Annotated in this window: 19 protein-coding genes and 1 other RNA gene; 6 read left to right on the plus strand and 14 right to left on the minus strand. The window is 62.3% G+C overall.

All coding sequences use genetic code 11. The features are described 5' to 3' along the window. Window positions 1-77: 77 nt before the first annotated feature. The 6 genes from AC1DXN_RS17835 to AC1DXN_RS17860 form a co-directional block, all read right to left on the minus strand. Window positions 78-269 (minus strand): DUF2065 domain-containing protein, encoded by a 192-nt coding sequence (locus AC1DXN_RS17835; protein ID WP_477244753.1) that lies wholly within the window; start codon window positions 267-269, stop codon window positions 78-80. 6 nt (window positions 270-275) lie between these two features. Beyond that, the gene (gene hflC, locus AC1DXN_RS17840) at window positions 276-1,208 is read right to left on the minus strand and encodes a protease modulator HflC (RefSeq protein WP_477277153.1); all 933 of its coding nucleotides are present in this window, start codon (window positions 1,206-1,208) and stop codon (window positions 276-278) included. Continuing rightward, window positions 1,208-2,326 carry an FtsH protease activity modulator HflK gene (hflK, locus tag AC1DXN_RS17845; protein ID WP_477244750.1) on the minus strand — a complete coding sequence of 373 codons (1,119 nt, stop codon included), beginning with the start codon at window positions 2,324-2,326 and terminating at the stop codon, window positions 1,208-1,210. The genes hflC and hflK overlap by 1 nt, the downstream gene beginning before the upstream one ends. A gap of 154 nt (window positions 2,327-2,480) precedes the next feature. Then, the gene (locus tag AC1DXN_RS17850; RefSeq protein ID WP_477244748.1) at window positions 2,481-3,095 is read right to left on the minus strand and encodes a dimethylsulfonioproprionate lyase family protein; all 615 of its coding nucleotides are present in this window, start codon (window positions 3,093-3,095) and stop codon (window positions 2,481-2,483) included. Continuing rightward, window positions 3,092-3,622, minus strand: a complete 531-nt coding sequence (locus tag AC1DXN_RS17855; RefSeq protein ID WP_477277155.1) for a dihydrofolate reductase — start codon at window positions 3,620-3,622, stop codon at window positions 3,092-3,094. Before AC1DXN_RS17855 ends, AC1DXN_RS17850 begins: the two co-directional genes overlap by 4 nt. After that, complete coding sequence (locus AC1DXN_RS17860) at window positions 3,622-4,641, minus strand: DUF4424 domain-containing protein (protein WP_477277157.1); 1,020 nt, start codon at window positions 4,639-4,641, stop codon at window positions 3,622-3,624. The genes AC1DXN_RS17855 and AC1DXN_RS17860 overlap by 1 nt, the downstream gene beginning before the upstream one ends. A gap of 142 nt (window positions 4,642-4,783) precedes the next feature. Between AC1DXN_RS17860 and cobF the strand changes: the two genes are divergently transcribed. Continuing rightward, entirely contained in the window at window positions 4,784-5,545 is a 762-nt protein-coding gene (cobF, locus tag AC1DXN_RS17865) for a precorrin-6A synthase (deacetylating) (RefSeq protein ID WP_477277159.1), read from the plus strand. Between the two features lie 96 nt (window positions 5,546-5,641). Here the strand turns inward: cobF and AC1DXN_RS17870 are convergent, their stop codons facing one another. The 4 genes from AC1DXN_RS17870 to modA all read right to left on the minus strand — a co-directional run bounded on the left by AC1DXN_RS17870 (window position 5,642) and on the right by modA (window position 8,700). Further along, entirely contained in the window at window positions 5,642-5,983 is a 342-nt protein-coding gene (locus AC1DXN_RS17870; protein WP_258600902.1) for a winged helix-turn-helix domain-containing protein, read from the minus strand. Between the two features lie 90 nt (window positions 5,984-6,073). Next, window positions 6,074-7,186, minus strand: coding sequence for a molybdenum ABC transporter ATP-binding protein (modC, locus tag AC1DXN_RS17875; RefSeq protein WP_477277161.1), 1,113 nt, complete (start codon window positions 7,184-7,186; stop codon window positions 6,074-6,076). Beyond that, window positions 7,183-7,887, minus strand: coding sequence for a molybdate ABC transporter permease subunit (gene modB, locus AC1DXN_RS17880; RefSeq protein WP_477277163.1), 705 nt, complete (start codon window positions 7,885-7,887; stop codon window positions 7,183-7,185). The genes modC and modB overlap by 4 nt, the downstream gene beginning before the upstream one ends. A 15-nt stretch (window positions 7,888-7,902) precedes the next feature. Continuing rightward, window positions 7,903-8,700 carry a molybdate ABC transporter substrate-binding protein gene (modA, locus tag AC1DXN_RS17885; RefSeq protein WP_477277165.1) on the minus strand — a complete coding sequence of 266 codons (798 nt, stop codon included), beginning with the start codon at window positions 8,698-8,700 and terminating at the stop codon, window positions 7,903-7,905. Window positions 8,701-8,873: 173 nt separating this feature from the next. Between modA and AC1DXN_RS17890 the strand changes: the two genes are divergently transcribed. Next, window positions 8,874-9,083, plus strand: a complete 210-nt coding sequence (locus tag AC1DXN_RS17890; protein ID WP_477277167.1) for a TOBE domain-containing protein — start codon at window positions 8,874-8,876, stop codon at window positions 9,081-9,083. Window positions 9,084-9,262: 179 nt separating this feature from the next. Here the strand turns inward: AC1DXN_RS17890 and AC1DXN_RS17895 are convergent, their stop codons facing one another. Then, entirely contained in the window at window positions 9,263-10,057 is a 795-nt protein-coding gene (locus AC1DXN_RS17895; RefSeq protein ID WP_477277169.1) for a thymidylate synthase, read from the minus strand. Between the two features lie 101 nt (window positions 10,058-10,158). Then, entirely contained in the window at window positions 10,159-10,470 is a 312-nt protein-coding gene (locus tag AC1DXN_RS17900; RefSeq protein WP_477277170.1) for a DUF2853 family protein, read from the minus strand. A 181-nt stretch (window positions 10,471-10,651) separates the two neighbouring features. On the opposite strand from AC1DXN_RS17900, the gene ssrA reads away from it, so the two are divergent. Continuing rightward, window positions 10,652-11,011: a transfer-messenger RNA gene (gene ssrA / locus AC1DXN_RS17905) on the plus strand. Window positions 11,012-11,068: 57 nt separating this feature from the next. Here the strand turns inward: ssrA and AC1DXN_RS17910 are convergent. Next, window positions 11,069-11,932, minus strand: coding sequence for a DMT family transporter (locus AC1DXN_RS17910; RefSeq protein ID WP_477277172.1), 864 nt, complete (start codon window positions 11,930-11,932; stop codon window positions 11,069-11,071). A gap of 84 nt (window positions 11,933-12,016) precedes the next feature. Between AC1DXN_RS17910 and AC1DXN_RS17915 the strand changes: the two genes are divergently transcribed. Then, on the plus strand, window positions 12,017-13,441 hold the full coding sequence (locus AC1DXN_RS17915) for an aminotransferase-like domain-containing protein (protein ID WP_477277174.1): 1,425 nt from the start codon (window positions 12,017-12,019) through the stop codon (window positions 13,439-13,441). 59 nt (window positions 13,442-13,500) lie between these two features. Here AC1DXN_RS17915 and AC1DXN_RS17920 read toward each other — a convergent pair whose 3' ends face one another. Next, entirely contained in the window at window positions 13,501-14,706 is a 1,206-nt protein-coding gene (locus AC1DXN_RS17920; protein WP_477277176.1) for a multidrug effflux MFS transporter, read from the minus strand. Between the two features lie 185 nt (window positions 14,707-14,891). Here AC1DXN_RS17920 and AC1DXN_RS17925 point away from each other — a divergent pair, with 185 nt between their 5' ends. Together AC1DXN_RS17925 and AC1DXN_RS17930 are read left to right on the plus strand one after the other, a co-directional pair. Beyond that, window positions 14,892-15,578 carry a TetR/AcrR family transcriptional regulator gene (locus AC1DXN_RS17925; protein WP_477277178.1) on the plus strand — a complete coding sequence of 229 codons (687 nt, stop codon included), beginning with the start codon at window positions 14,892-14,894 and terminating at the stop codon, window positions 15,576-15,578. Between the two features lie 119 nt (window positions 15,579-15,697). Then, entirely contained in the window at window positions 15,698-16,240 is a 543-nt protein-coding gene (locus tag AC1DXN_RS17930; protein WP_477277180.1) for an SspB family protein, read from the plus strand. Window positions 16,241-16,258: the final 18 nt, after the last annotated feature.

The raw sequence follows: 16,258 nt of genomic DNA on the forward strand, positions 1-16,258 counted from the left end.
AATGCCGCGTCGCGCCATGTTGGCAAAAAATACGGCACGTTTGCGGCTATGACTACCGGCAGAGGATAAATCCTCCGTTACAGCCAACCGCGCACCAGCCAGACGATGCCGACACCGATGGCGATCGCAGCCAACCCGGCAATGCGCAGCGCATTCTCCGGCATCGACAGCACCTCCCCGGCAAGTTTTTTGGCGAGGTTCGGAAAGCCGCCATAGACCAGGCCCTCGATGACGAGGACCAGGCCTATTGCCGCCAGGAAATCCTGCACCGGCCGTTACTGGCCGGTGCTCGGCTGTGTAGCCGGTGCAGCGGGTGCTGCCGGCGGAGCCTTGCCGTCGGGGTCGCGGAAGAAACGGAAGAACTCCGAGTTCGGCGACAGCACCATCGTCGTGCCGCTATTGTCCAGCGCCGTGCCATAGGCGCTCATCGACCGGTAGAAATCGAAGAAGGCCGGATCGCGTTTGTAGGCATCGGCGAAGGTGGCGCTGCGCTGGGCTTCGCCCTCACCGCGCAGTATCTCCGATTCCTTCTGTGCTTCGGCGACGATCTCCACCACTTCACGGTCGGCACGGGCGGTGATGCGCTGCGCCGCCTCTTTGCCGCGAGCCCTGAGCCGCTCGGCCTCGGCCAGACGTTCAGCCTTCATGCGGTCGAACGTCTGCTGCGAAACCTCGGCCGTCAGGTCGGTCCGGCGGATGCGCACGTCCTCGATCTGCAGGCCGAGCGAGGTGGCGTCGGGCCTGAGCTGATCGCGCACTTCGCGCATCATCACGGCACGCTCCTCAGAGAGTGCTGCCTCGAAGTCGCGCAGACCGTAGACACGGCGCAGCGCCGCATCGAGACGCGTCCGTAGCCGTGCCTCGGCCAGTCCGATCTGACCGGATACGGCGGCGCGGAACACGCGCGGATCCGAGATGCGATAGGCGATGAAAGCGTCGACCTCATAGAACTTGCCGCCCGAAACCTGGACGCGGATGTTATCGAGATCGAAGCGCAGCACCCGGTTTTCGATCAATTGCACGCTGTCGGCATCGAAGAAGGCGAAAGGCGCCTTGAAATAGATGCCGGGCTCATTCTTGACGTCGACGATCTCGCCGAAGCGCAGCACCAGCGCCTGCTGGCGTGCGTTGACGACGAAGACAGACGAATAGATCAGGAACAGGATGACCGCGGCGACGACCGCGAGGATGGGGAGACGGTTGGCCATCACTGGGCTACTCCCGTGGTCGTACCCAGCGCAGAAGGCGCCGGCGCCTTCTGCTGCAGTGCCGGCAGCGGCAGATAGGGAACGACCCCTTGCCCGTTGCCCTGTTCGACGATGACCTTGTTTGAGTCTTTCAGGACCTTCTCCATGGTTTCCAGATAAAGCCGCTTGCGCGTCACATCCGGCGCCTTGGCGTATTCGTCATAGACCGAGATGAAGCGCTGCGCCTCGCCTTCGGCCTCCTGCACGACACGGTTCTTGTAAGCGGCCGCATCCTCGCGGACCTGTGCCGCCGCGCCGCGCGCCTGGCCCAACTTCTGGTTGGAATACTGGTTGGCCTGCTCGACGAACTTGTCCTCGTCCTGCTCGGCGCGCTGCACTTCGTCGAACGCATCGGCGACATCGCGCGGCGGCGCCGCGTCCTCGATCGAAACCGCATTGACGTTCAGGCCGGCCTTGTAGCCGTCCAGGGTCGTCTGGATGATTTCGCGCACCGACGCTGCAATACCCTGGCGGTCGTCGCGGAAGATGTCCTGGGCCGGTCGCCGGCCGACGGCTTCGCGCATGGCGCTTTCGGCGACCTGCTGCAGCATGCCTTCGGGATCGGAGACGTCGAACAGATAGGCCCGCGGATCGGAAACCTGATAGGCCACCGAGAACTGCACGTTGACGATGTTCTGGTCGCCGGAAAGCATCAGGCCGTTGCCGCTGGTGTTGCCGCCACCGATATCGACGAGCTGCTCTGCGATGTTGGCCGTCTCGACCGTTTCGATCGGCCACCAATGGAAATGCAGGCCGGGTTGCGAGAGTTCGGCCTTCGGCTTGCCGAAGCGCAACTCCACCGCAACCTCATCGGGTTGCACGGTGTAGACCGCCTTGAATGCCCACAGCACGACCAGTGCGGCCGCGATCAGTGCGAAGACGGCGGGGCTGGCGCCGCCACCGCCGGGCAGCGCGCGCCGGAGCCTGTCCTGGCCGCGCCGGATGATGTCTTCAAGATCGGGAGGCGAGCCTTGCGGACCGCTCGGTCCCTTTGGTCCCTGCCCCCAGGGCCCCTGATTGTTGCCGCCGCCGCCGCCCCATGGGCCGCCGCCACCGCCGCTTTTATCGTTCCAGGGCATGAATGTCCTTTCGCTTGGAATTCCCTCGGCGCCGGCGTTGCGGCGCGAAATCCAGTTGTTCTTCTATAGGGATGCCCGGGCGCGCTTTCAACGCGATCCGACACTGCATTGTCCGATTTGAGCCGGCGAAAGCGGCAAATTCCAATAAGTCGCCCTATGAATGCGGCCCATTGTCTAAGGGCAGGCACCAAATAGCAAAAAGTGGCTTCGCGTTGGCACGCATGGCATGGACGATGTTAGCCGGATTGTAGACGACTCCGCCGACGCCCGGCTCGTGCCACGCGTCGGCATTCTGCCGCCACTCGCCCTGCGACAAGACAAGATAGAGCTCTTCCGGTGGATGCCTATGGTCGGGATACGTCGTGTGCGGCGCCATCACCGAGACTCCGATCTCGACTCTGCTGCTCGGGACGAAGCCGCGCGGACCGACAATGAAGGAATCGGCGTAGTTCTCAGCTAGCACCGCCGATTTGCGACGTTCGCTTTGGTTGTTCCAGCTGAGATTGGGTTCGATCTCACGCAACGCGACAGCGAGCTTGCCGAGATTGCCGCCGAGCTTTTCAAGATCGGCAAAGCACGCCGCAAGATGACGGCAGGCCGGCTGGCGTTGGGGCAGCTCATGGCTCGCCTGCGGCGCCTCAAGTGCCATGTCGCCGAAAATCCGCCTATGGGCGGCTTCGCGCGACGGATCATTTCCCATACGTGAGCGGATCTCCGTGCTGAGCAAATCCATGAAAGCACCGAGCGGCCGATGCATGCTGACCGTCATGGAAATACCTGTGCCATTGGCCGGCGGCGTTCATAGACCGTATAGCGCGTCGCATGACTGTCCTTTTCACCGGCTGGGATATCCTGCGAACTGACAAGCCGCCACAAATCCGGGTCGATGTCAGGGAAATGCGCGTCGCCATCGACACTGGCCAGCACATGGGTGACGTGCAGACGGTCGGCCAGCGGCAGCGCCTGAGCATAGATCTCGCCGCCGCCGACGACGCAGATTTCGTCGGCGCCGGCCATGCAGCGCCCACGCACGGTCGCCAGTTTGATGGCCTCGTCGAGCGAATGCGCGATTTCGATGCCCTCGGCGCGCCAGGCCTTGTCGCGGGTCACCACAATATTCAGCCTGCCCGGCAAGGGCCGGCCGATGCCTTCATAGGTCTTGCGGCCCATGATGATCGGCTTGCCCATCGTATCGGCCTTGAAGCGCTTGAGATCGGTGGAAAGCCGCCATGGCAAGCCGCCATCGCGTCCGATCACGCCATTCTCGGCAATGGCAACATAGATTGCGAGGTCCATCAGTTGGCTTCCCCGGCGTCGTCATCCGACGGCTCCAAAAGCAATAGGTCGATGTTGTGCTCGGGATAGAAATCCTTCGCCGTCGTCTCGAAGGTCGTCGGCCCGACCTTTTTGACATTGTCACCGCAGAACGAGATCAGCGCTTTCGGATTGCCCTTGTCGACGGTCAACTTGAACTTGCCGATGCTGCCGTTCGCCCAGTTGCCGCCGGTGGTCAGGATATAGGAGATGCGTTTCTCGTAGAATTTGGGATAACCGTCCGGATCTTCCTTGGCCGCCTTGCTCACCGCATTCTCGAAATCGTTGTCCAGGCAATAGCGGGTCTTGTAGGGAGCATACTGGCTACCCTGGAACTTGCCGTCATAGAAGAAGCTGACGGATGACGTGCCGCCGACGCTGGGCTTGTAGCGGTGCGAGACATGGACATCCTTGTTGGCCGGAAAGGTCGAGTGCCACCAATAGGTCGAGCGCAACTGCCACCACGGCGTATAGACCTTGTTCGCCTCAGTACCGTCGCTTCCCGTATCCTCGATGATGATGCCACGGTTCTCCCAATCCTCGGCTACCGCCTTCGGCAGCTTCGCCAGGGCCGCCTTTGCCGCATCGCCGAATGGATTGAACGGCACGTTCTGCGCCTTCAGATCGGCGCCGATGTCGATGCCGAGCGCAAACACCTTCTGCTCGAGCTGCGGTTTTGCCGCAACGCCATCGATCGTCACCTCGAAGCCAAGGAAATTGTCGCTCTGATTTTCAGGGATCGCCGGCATTTCCTCCGGGTTACCTTCGATGTCAGGCAACGGGAAGGCGACGATGGCATCGACATCCTTGTCGGTGTTGTTGTGGAAGACGTAGTCGACCGTCACCTTTTCCGGCGAGATAAAGAGATCCTCGCTTTGCATCGACACCGCATCGCTGCGCGACAGGATCAGCCCGCCGGTGCCGAGTTCGGCGACCGAATCATTGGCCAATGCAGGTGCGGCAGAAAGCGCCAGCGCTGCGATCAGGATGGTACGAAACATGGAAGCCCCCTCGGCAAGAATGCCGCGGCGACACTAGACGTTTCAATGTGGCGTTTCAAAGCCCTTCAACATGCCCGGCAAGGCTTGCGCACATGTCATGGCCGTCTGGACACCGACGTTGCGATCGGGCAGGAGTTCGCCCATGCGCAAGCTTCTCGTCATCGGCATCGGCGCCGGCAATCCCGACCACATGACGGTCCAGGCCATCGACGGCCTGAACCGGGCGGACGTCCTGTTTATCCCCGACAAGGGCACGAAAAAGAACGACCTTGCCGAATTGCGCCGCCATATCTGCGACCGTTTCGTCACCAATCCGAAATCGCGTCGAGTCGAGTTCGACGTGCCGGTGCGCGCCGAACCGGCGCCCTCTTATCGCTCGACCGTCGATGACTGGCATGAGGCGATCGCGGCGATTTACGAAGGCCTGATCCGCGACGAGCTTGCAGACGACGGCTGCGGCGCCTTCCTGATCTGGGGCGACCCGTCGCTCTATGACAGCGCGCTGCGCATCCTCGAGCGGGTGGGGCTCAGAGGCAATGTCGGGTTCGAGCTGGAAGTCATTCCCGGCATCACCGCCGTCCAGGCGCTCGCCGCCGGCCACAAAATGGCGCTGAACCACATCGGCGATTCCATCCTGGTCACCACCGGTCGCCGCCTCACCGAGGAAGGCATGCCCGAAAATGCCGGCAGCACGGTYGTCATGCTCGACGGCAAATGCGCCTTCAACACGCTGGCCGACAAGGATCTCATCATCCACTGGGGCGCCTATCTCGGCACGCCCGACGAGATCCTGATCGCCGGCCGCCTTGGTGATGTCGGCGCCGCGATCGAGAAAACTCGCGAAGAAGCCCGCCGGATGAAGGGCTGGATCATGGACACGTATCTGCTGCGCAAGCAGGAATAGGGAGTAGTCGATAGTGAGCGGTGAAGCCGGCGTCGTTCCCTACTGCCTACTGCCTACTGCCTACTGCCTACTGCCTACTCACTACTGCCTATTCCCTCACCCCGCATCAATCTCCGCCTGCAGTGCCTCCATATGCGTCGCTGCCGCGGACGTCGCCGCCCGTTCTATGGCGCGAAAGCGGCTGACCACGGCGAGCCCTACAGACGTCAATTGGGCGCCGCCGCCTTTTCTGCCACCGGTCTGCGCTGCGACCAGCGGCTTGCCGAACACCCGGTTCATGTCCTCAACCAGATCCCAGGCGTGCTTGTAGGACATCTCCATGCCGCGCGCCGCGGCCGAGATCGAGCCGAAGGCGGCGATCTGCTCGAGAAGCTCGATCTTGCCGGGTCCGATGCGCCCGTCCGGATCGAGGTTTATGCGCAAGCTCAGCGATGGCATTTCCGGTCCTCCGCAGTCACGTCCTTACCCACATTAGGCCCTCAACGCGCTCACCGCTATTCCAAATCGATATAACGACATCGTTCGCGACTATCCATGCGCCTCGGCAGGCAGGCCGGCGCCGGTATTCGCCCGATCGAAGCTCACCGTCTTGACCACCGCGAAGACTTTTCCGCCGAGCCGCAATTTCAGCGTCTGCCGCGACTGCTCGGTGATGCGGGCAAGCACGATGGCGCCGTTGCAGTCGATGCCGATTTCGACCGAGGGTCCCTCGCCCGGCTTTATCGCGATGATCGTGCCTGGCAAAATGTTGAGTGCACTGAGCCCCGCCGGCTGCTCGGTGGCGATCATCACGTCGCGGGCGCGAATACGGATGCGCACCGGGGCACCGGCCGCCATTGCCAGCCGCGGCACACGGATCTCGCCCGCTGCCGAGCCAAGCACGGTCATGCCGAACGCCTCGTCGTGGCGCAGCACGCTGGTGTCCAGCACCGCGCCGCCTTCTCCGCGCTCTTCCGCCGGCAGAAGGTCGAGCCGCTGCATGATCGCCCCGGTCGGGCCGAAAGCGGCTACCTGGCCTTGCGACAGCACCACCACGTCGCTTGCCAGCCGCGCCACCTCGGCGACGGAATGGCTGACATAGACGATCGGGATTTTCGTCTCGTCGCGCAGCCGCTCGACATAGGGCAGGATCTCGGCCTTGCGGGCTTCGTCGAGCGAAGCCAGCGGCTCGTCCATCAAAAGCAGTTTCGGACTGGCCAGCAGCGCCCGGCCGATCGCCACGCGCTGTTTTTCGCCGCCGGAAAGCTTTGCCGGCCGCCGGTCGAGCAGATGAGCGATGCCAAGCAAGTCGACCACCGCATTGAAATCCGCGTAGCGCTCCGCCGTCGGCGTAAACCAGTGGCCATAACGAAGGTTGCCGGCGACGCTCAGATGCGGAAACAGCCGCGCGTCCTGGAACACCATGCCGATTCGCCTTTTGTGCTTCGGCATGAACAGGCCGGCATCGGTATCGACCAGCACACGGCCGTCGACTTCGATCCGCCCCTTGTCGGGCCGGATCAGCCCGGCGATCAAATTGATCAGCGTCGTCTTGCCGGAGCCGGAGGGCCCGAACAGCGCGGTCAGCCGCCCGTCGCTCTCGAAGCGGGCGTCGATGCCGAAATCGCCGAGGCGATGGCTGATGTCGACGAGAACACTCATTCGATGTCCATCCGCCGGCCGACGCGCCGCGCCAGCACTTCCGAGGCGACCAGCGCCGCCATCGAGATGACGATCGAGATCAGCGTCAGCCGCAGCGCGCCTTCATCGCCGCCCGGCACCTGCGTAAAAGTATAAATCGCCGACGGCAGCGTCTGCGTCTCGTTCGGGATGTTGGAAACGAAGGTAATGGTCGCGCCGAACTCGCCCATCGCCTTGGCAAACGACAGGATGGCGCCGGCAATCAGGCCAGGCAGGATCAACGGCAGCGTGATGGTGGCGAACACCCACACAGGATTGGCGCCAAGCGTTCCCGCCGCCGCTTCCAGCTTGCGATCCACCGCCTCGATCGACAGCCGGATCGCCCGCACCATCAGGGGAAAGCCCATGACGCCACAGGCCAGTGCCGCGCCCGTCCAGCGAAAGGAGAAAACAATGCCGAAATGCTCGGCAAGAAAGGCGCCGGCCGGGCCGCGCTTGCCGAAGGTCAGCAACAGCAAATAGCCGGTCACCACCGGTGGCAGGATCAACGGCAGATGCACCAGCCCGTTGAGCAGCGTCTTGCCCCAGAATTGGCCTCGGGCAAGCACCAGTGCGATCAATATGCCCGGTGGCAGGCTGGCGAGCATCGCCACCGTCGCTACCTTGATGGACAGCCGGACCGCATTCCATTCGTCGGGAGTGAGGTCCAGCAGCCAGTTCATGCGTCAGGCGTTGCCTTAGTTGCTCGGCGCCAGGATCGTGAAGCCTTGTGCCTTGAACAGTTCCGCCGCCTTGGCAGACTCAAGACACTTCAGGAAAGCCGGCGTATCCTTGTCCTTGGAATCGGCCGTCTGGGCAACCGGATAGATGATCGGCGGGTGCGAATCCTCGGGGAAGGTGCCGACCACCTTCACAGCTTTGTCGGCATGCGCGTCGGTGGCGTAGACGATGCCGAGCGCTGCTTCGCCGGTCGAGACCAGCTTGAGCGCTGCGCGCACATTCTCGGCCTGCGCCACCTTGCCCTCGACCGAGGACCAGACGCCGAGCGATTCAAGTGCGGCCTTGCCGTATTTGCCGGCCGGCACCGCCTTGAAATCGCCCATGGCGAGCTTGCCGTCGCCGATAAGCTTGGCGAGGTCGAAACCCTTCTCGATCTTGGTCTCGGCCTTCGAATCCTTCGGCGCCACCAGCACGATCTGGTTGCCGAGCAGCTTCACTTGCGTGTCGGGCTTGGTCAGCTTCTTGTCGGAAAGGTATTTCATCCAGTCGAGATCGGCCGAGATGAAGACATCGGCCGGCGCGCCGCCCTCGATCTGCTTGGCCAGCGCCGAGCTTGCCGCGTAGGAAATGGTCGCGGCTTCGCCGACATCGGCCTCGCAGGCCTTGTTCACGGCATCGAGTCCGTCCTTCAGGCTCGCCGCGGCAAAAACCAGCACCTCGTCTTCCGCGTGCGCCGCCGGCACGGCAGCCGCCAGCATTGCCGCAAAACCACCGATCGCAATCGCCCTCAATCCAAAACCTTTGCGCGTCAGCATGAAACTCTCCCTGGGTTTGAAACCTGATCGGCTCGCGGCCTGCCGATCGATATATCCGGATGAACATAACAATGGAAGGCTTTTGCTCCAAGCCACCATTGTATCTTGAGGCTGTCGCGACCTACGATGATTTCAGTTGGATACAGCGAAATAGAGATCAAAGGAGACGTCCTATGAAAATCAGTGCCCGCAACATCCTCAAGGGAACGATTGTCGAGGTCGTCAAGGGAGCCACCACCTCGCATGTCAGGATCGACATTGGCGGCGGCGCTGTCGTCACCGCCTCGATCACCAACGAGGCCGTCGCCGACCTCAAGCTTGAAAAGGGCAAGCAGGCCTATGCCGTGATCAAGGCCTCGGACGTCATGGTCGGCATCGATTGACAGCGATGGTCGGGCAGACGTCCTGCAAATTCCGACATTGAACCTAAGGTGTGTTGAGATTCAGGTCAGCCCGAGTCGAAAATGGCTGATACCGAGGCGGAGCGTACTTAAGTACGTGAGCACCGGAAGCGCAGGTATCAGCCATTTGCAGGCCGGCCTCACCTGAATATCGGCACGCCTTAGACCGCGATCGGCGCCTTGATCGTTGCGTCGGCGAGGTAGTTCTCGAGCCGGAAATCCTCGAAGCGGAAAGCAAAAAGATCCTTCACCTCGGGATTGATCCACAGCGTCGGCAGCGCCTTGGGCGTGCGCCGCAACTGTTCGCGCGCCTGCTCGAAATGGTTCGAATAGAGATGCGCGTCGCCAAGCGTATGGATGAAGTCACCCGGCTTCAGCCCGGTGACTTGCGCCACCATCAGCGTCAGCAGCGCGTAGGAAGCGATATTGAACGGCACGCCGAGAAAGATGTCGGCCGAGCGCTGGTAGAGCTGGCAGGAAAGCTTGCCTTCCGAGACATAGAACTGGAACAGGCAGTGGCAGGGCGGCAGCGCCATGGCTTCCACCTCGGCCGGGTTCCACGCCGAAACGATCAGCCGCCGCGAATTAGGGTTCTTGCGTATCTCCTTGAGAAGGTTCGCAATCTGGTCGATCCCGCCGCCATGGCCATCCGGCCACGAGCGCCATTGCTTGCCATAGACCGGGCCGAGGTCGCCGTTCTCGTCGGCCCATTCGTCCCAGATGGAGACGCCGTGGTCGTTGAGATATTTGATGTTGGTGTCGCCGGCCAGGAACCACAGGAGCTCATGCACGATCGACTTCAGGTGCAGCTTCTTGGTGGTGGTGACCGGAAAGCCGCGCGCCAGGTCGAAGCGCATCTGGTAGCCGAATACGCCACGCGTGCCGGTGCCGGTGCGGTCGCCGCGATCGGCGCCGTTTTCCAGCACGTGTTTCAACAGGTCGAGATATTGGCGCATCGGTTTCGCCTCGATTCGGGGTTACCGGTGAGTATAGCCGAATCCGGCAACAGAAGCAGGCGCGAAAATCGCGCCGGCATCTGCATCAAATAGGGTGTTCGTCAGAGGGAGCCGAGCTTGCCCAAATCCTTTGCGACCAGATAGTAGAAGGTCACCCGGCTCTTGGTGTTGTCGGCCGCCATCGCCTTGCAGGCCTTTTCTATCGAGGCATCGGCCTTGCTGCCGTCGGTGATGCCGAGCTTCTTGGAAACCCAGCCCGCTTTGACGCGATCGAGTTCCTTGGGGTCGGTGCAGGACACCAGCGAGGAATCGCGGTTTCTCAGCGCGATGCCCAGATGCTTGACGATCTTGGCGACCACGTCGGCGCTTGCCGCGGCGTCGTATTTCTTCACGTCTGTGAGATAGTCGGCCATCAGATTTCCCCACGTCGGCGCCACGGATCCGATCGGTGAGGGCTGTGGCGCGCTGCCGCAACTTGTGCGCTAGGTCGTTTAACTCCTCACCGCCTTAAAGCTTCGGTTGAGACCGTTTGCGAGTCAACCCTTTGCGTCACCGTTTGGCACACGGTTTGACCCAGGGACAAAGCATCAATGCGGCCTTTCATTTTTTGCGATGGCCCCCTATATTCGTTTTGTCGGCTTGACCGACTATGGCGATAAATGGGCGATGAAATAAGCCGTTCGGACCCGGGGGCGGTACCCGGCGCCTCCACCAAGAACCGCTCTGTCATTCAGAGCGGCTGTTGATGGGGGCGAAATAGGATCGACGAAGGTGTAAAGATCGTACTTTTGCCCGGCATGGTACCACCGTCATCGGGCTAAACCTGTAGTTGCAAATGACAACTATGCGGAAGCACGTCTCGCCGCGTAAGCGGTGCGATAGCTTCAATTCAAGTCCTAGAGGTTCGCACTTCTAGGCGGGGTTCGGAGGTACCTGGCAACAGAAACCTCCACTTCTCCCCACACCATGCCTGTTTCACTGCAGCCTGCAGCTATCTTCAAGCGGCACGCATCATTTGGCGAAGCGTTTGGCGCCGGCGACGCAGAGGACCACGGCGGCGGTGACGGCCACCATGGCCCAACTCACGGCTTCGTGCAGCAAGGTCGCGGCCAGGGTCAGCCCGAAAAACGGCTGCAGCAGCTGCAATTGCCCGACGGCGGCGATGCCGCCCTGGGCGAGCCCCCGGTACCAGAAGATGAAGCCGATCAGCATGCTGAACAGGGAGACGTAGGCGAGACCGATCCAGGCCGCCTGCCCCGTTCCGGCAAAAGACGCCGGCATGATGACGACGGCCAGCGTTGCCATGATCGGCAACGAGATAACCAGCGCCCAGGAAATCACCTGCCAGCCGCCGAGCGTTCGCGACAGTTTTGCACCTTCGGCATAGCCAAGGCCGCAAACGACGACGGCCGCGAGCATCAACATGTCACCGACCGGCGAAACGGAAGAACTCTGCGTCATCGCAAATCCGGCAACCAGGCTGCTGCCAAGGCAGGAGAACAGCCAGAAGGCCGGGCGTGGTCGTTCGCCGCCGCGTATGACCCCGAAAATCGCCGTCGCCAACGGCAGCAGGCCGATGAAGACTATGGAATGCGCGGAGGTGACATGTTTGAGCGCCAGCGCCGTCAGCAGGGGAAAACCAACGACGACGCCAAGGGCGACGACGATCAGCGAAACGATATCGGTCGCTCCCGGCCGCTTCTCTTGAAAAGCCAGCAACAGACAGAGCGCCAGGACGCCGGCGATTCCCGCACGGGCGGCGGTGAGGAACACAGGGTCAAAGGCGGCCACCGCCACCCGTGTCGCCGGCAGCGATCCGCTGAAGATCAGCACCCCGAGAAAGCCGTTGATCCAGCCGCTGGTCGCCTTGTCCATCACACCTGTCCTGTTTCGTCGCCAGTATCGGTTGCGTCGAGCCGATTTCTAAGAGACAGTGCATGACAGTTTTGGCAAACTGTCATGGCTGCAGGAGCAGTACGGATGGACACCAGGCTGGATAGTCCGAACGATACCGGCACGCTTGTCCAGCGCGTCATGGCGGCGATACGGCAACGCATCGTCGGACGAACGCTCGCACCGGGGGCGAAACTGCCCTCCATCCGCGGCTTTGCCAAAGTCATGGACGTTTCGAAGTCGACCGTAGTCGAAGCCTATGACCGGCTCGTCGCCGAAGGCGTCGTCCAGTCGCGGCGCGGCTCGGGATTCTATGTTGTCGGCCACCTGCCGCCTTTGGCTCTTGCCGAAATCGGTCCGCGGCTGGATCGCGCCGTGGATCCGTTCTGGGTGTCGCGGCAATCGCTGGAAGCCGGCGGCGACACAATGAAGCCGGGCTGCGGATGGCTTCCCGCCGCATGGATGCCGCAAGCCGATTTGCGCCGATCGCTGCGCGGCCTGGCCCGCGCCGATGCCACTGCTTTGACCGACTACGGCACGCCGCTCGGCCTTCTGCCGCTGCGCCAGCTTCTGTCGCGGCGCATGGCCGAGCGCGGCATCGAGGCAGCACCCGACCAGATCATGCTGACGGAATCCGGCACGCAGGCGATTGATCTGCTGTGCCGGTTCCTGATCGAGCCGGGCGACACGGTGCTTGTCGACGACCCCTGCTATTTCAATTTTCTTGCCCTGTTGCGCGCGCATCGCGCCAAGGTCGTCAGTGTTCCCTACACGCAATCCGGCCCCGACATGGAGCTGTTCGGGCAAGCGCTGAGCGAGCATCGGCCGCGCCTCTACATCACCAATTCGGCGATCCACAATCCGACCGGGGCGACGCTCTCGCCTGTCGTTGCACACCGGCTGCTGAAGCTCGCCGAGCAATCGGGGCTGACCATCATCGAGGACGATATTTTCGCCGACTTCGAACACGAGCCCGCGCCGCGCCTGGCCGCGTTTGACGGGCTCGACCGGGTCATCCACATCGGCAGTTTTTCCAAGACGCTGTCGGCAGCGACGCGGTGTGGGTTCATCGCCGCCCGACGCGATTGGACGGATGGGCTGATCGACCTGAAAATCGCCACCTCATTCGGCGGCAGCCCGATTGCCGCCGAGCTTGTGCTCGGCATTCTCAGGGATGGAACCTATCGCAAGCACATCAACAGCCTGCGCGATCGCCTGTCCCGCGCCATGGCGGAAACCGGCGCGCGGTTGAAGGTCATGGGCATCAAGCCATGGATCGAGCCAAGGAGCGGCATGTTCCTGTGGTGCACGCTGCCTGAGGGCCTGGACGCGGCCGATATTGCGCGCCGCGCACTGGCTGAAAACATCGTGCTGGCGCCGGGAAATGCCTTCAGCCTCGTGCAATCCGCCACCGGGTATCTGCGTTTCAACGTTGCGCAATCATCGGATCCGCGCATCTTCTCGGCGCTTGAACGGGCGATGCAGGGCTGAAATGCGCTCATGAAAAAGGCCGGCACTGACCCGGCCTATTTCGATCTCGGTGGTGTTGCTTATTCTGCCGGCGCTTCGACCGCGTCGCGCGAACGGCCAAGCGTCACCTTCGCCAGTGTGAACGAGATCACCGCGCAAAGCGTGATGCCGGCCACCATCGGCAGCGGCGTGCCGTCGAAGAACACACCGGCGACACCCATGGCGACTGCGCCGATGGCGAAGTGCAGCGTGCCCATCAGCGCCGAGGCCGTTCCGGCGATCTCGCCATGCTCTTCCATGGCCAGCACCGACGTGGTCGGGATGACGAGACCGAGGAAGCCGTAGCCGACGAACAGCAATGCGGCCATCACGTCGAGCCGGTCGACGCCGGTTGCCATCACCGCAAACAGCACCACCATGGTCGTCGCATAGCCGGTCACCGCGACCCGCACCACGCGCCGCAGCCCGAAGCGCTCGGCCAGCAGTCCCGTCAGCTGCGACATGCCGATGAAGGCAACCGCGTTGATCGAGAAGAACACGCTGTAGACCGAAGGCGACAGCCCGTAATGGTCGATCAGGATGAAGGACGAGCTGGAGAGATAGACGAAGAAGCTGGCAATGCCGAAGCCGGCGATGGCCACCAGACCCAGGAAGTTGCGGTCACCCATCAGCAAGCGGTAGCCTGAGAGCGCGGTGCCGAAGGAAGAACCGACGCGCTCTTCGACCGGCCGTGTCTCCTTGAGCGAGGTCGCCAAAAGGATGGTGGCGAGCAGTGCGGCACCCGTCACCGTCCAGAACACGGCGCGCCAGCCGAAATTCTCGATGATCTGGCTGCCGGTCAGCGGCGCCAGGATCGGCGACACCGAAAACACCAGCATCAACAAGGACATCAGCTTGGCCGCTTCAGTGCCGGTGTGCAGATCGCGCACGATCGCCCGCGGCACCGCCATGCCGGCGCTTGCGCCAAGGCCCTGCAGGAAGCGGAAGGCGATCAGCCATTCGATGGTCGGCGCCAGCGCCGAACCGACGCCGCCGATCATGAACAGCACGAGGCCGCCATAGAGCGGCAGCTTGCGGCCGACCATGTCGGAGATCGGCCCGACGACGATCTGGCCGAAGCCCATCGACAGGAAAAAGATCAACAGGCTCATTTGCACGGCCGCAGTGCCGGCGTGCAGATCCTCGCCGATCGACGGCAGCGCGGGAAGATACATGTCGATGGCGAACGGGCCGATGGCAGACAACAAACCGAGCACGACCGCAATGCGGAGGAATTTGGGACTCATGATAATGGCTTCTTTCGAATTCTGGTTGCCGCCGCAAAGCGGCGTCTACCCTAGGACGTTCCATCCCGTGAAATCCCGACTCCAGAGCGAATAAATTCGTCTCTCCGGACCGAAATCTCTTTGTGTTATGTCCACAAATTTAGACAGTCTTGTCTAATTCGTCAATCACCTCTATATAGATTTTTATGAAACTGCACGTCTCTCCTGACATTTTCCCGCCACGCGGCCATGAGGCCAAGCGCATATCGATTGTTGATGCTGCAGCCTCGGTGTTTTGCCGGGAAGGCTTTGCCGGCGCCAACATCGACCTCATCGCGGTCGAGGCCGGCGTGTCGCGCCAGACCGTCTACAACCACCATGGCGACAAGGAGAGGTTGTTCGTTGCCGTCGTGCGCGATCTCACCGAGCGCTGCAATGCCGGGATCTTTGCCACCTTCGCCAGCTTCCCCGACCAGCCCAGGGATCTCGAGGCCGACCTGATCGGCTTTGCCGTGCGCATGAACCGCAATTGCATCTGCAATCGCGATGGAAAATTCCTGCGCAAGCTGATCCAGACCGAAGGCGAGCGCTATCCCGAGCTTTTTGCCGAGTGGCGCGACCAAGGGCCAGGCCGGACATGGCCCGCACTTGCCGCCCGTTTCGCCCGCCTCGCCCATGCCGGGCACCTGACGATCGAGGATCCCGATGTGGCGGCGCGCCAGTTCCTGGCGCTCGCCAATGCCGAACTGCAGACAACCTTCATGCTCGGTGGCTCGCCCGGGGATGATGAGGTGCTGCAGTCCGCAACCAACGGCGTGCGCACTTTCCTGCGCGCTTTCGGCAAGCGGCAGGCGGTTCGCGCCGACAAACACAACGCCCTCACCAGCGCCTGAGCGATCAAATCGCAGGCATCGCCCCCTCGCATCTGCGAAGTCGGGCGCTATATCCGGTTTACGCCGCCCTCAAGCTTGATTACAGCTATGCGGACGATTCAACGGAACCCGACCGCCACATGGCCGACGACCACATCCGCTACGACATTCTGGCCCAGGAGGCGTTGCGCGGCGTCATGCGCAAGGTCCTGGCCGAGGTCGCACGCACCGGCCTGCCAGGCAACCACCATTTCTTCATCACCTTCCTCACTGGGGCGCCGGGCGTGCGCGTGTCTTCAAGGCTGCGCGAGCGCTATCCCGAACAGATGACCATCGTCATCCAGTTCCAGTACTGGGACCTGAAAGTCACCGACACCGGCTTCGAAGTCGGATTGTCCTTCTCGGACGTGCCGGAAAAGCTGGAAATCCCGTTCTCGGCCGTGCGCGGCTTCTACGACCCGTCCGTCAACTTCGAACTTGAATTCGACGTCAAGACGGACACGCCCGCAGAAGACGAGCCAACGGCAAAGCCTGCTCCCGAACCGCTGGCCATCGTCACCGAGAAAAAGCCGAAGGCGGAGAAAAAGGCTGCCGCCGAGGCCGAAAAGAAGCCTGCCGTGGCCGACGCCGCCGCTGGCAAGGGCGCCGATGTCGTCTCGCTCGACGCCTTCCGCAAGAAGTGAGCCGGCAGGTCGCGCGAC

The sequence above is a fragment of the Mesorhizobium sp. P2_H9 genome (genome assembly GCF_056403215.1).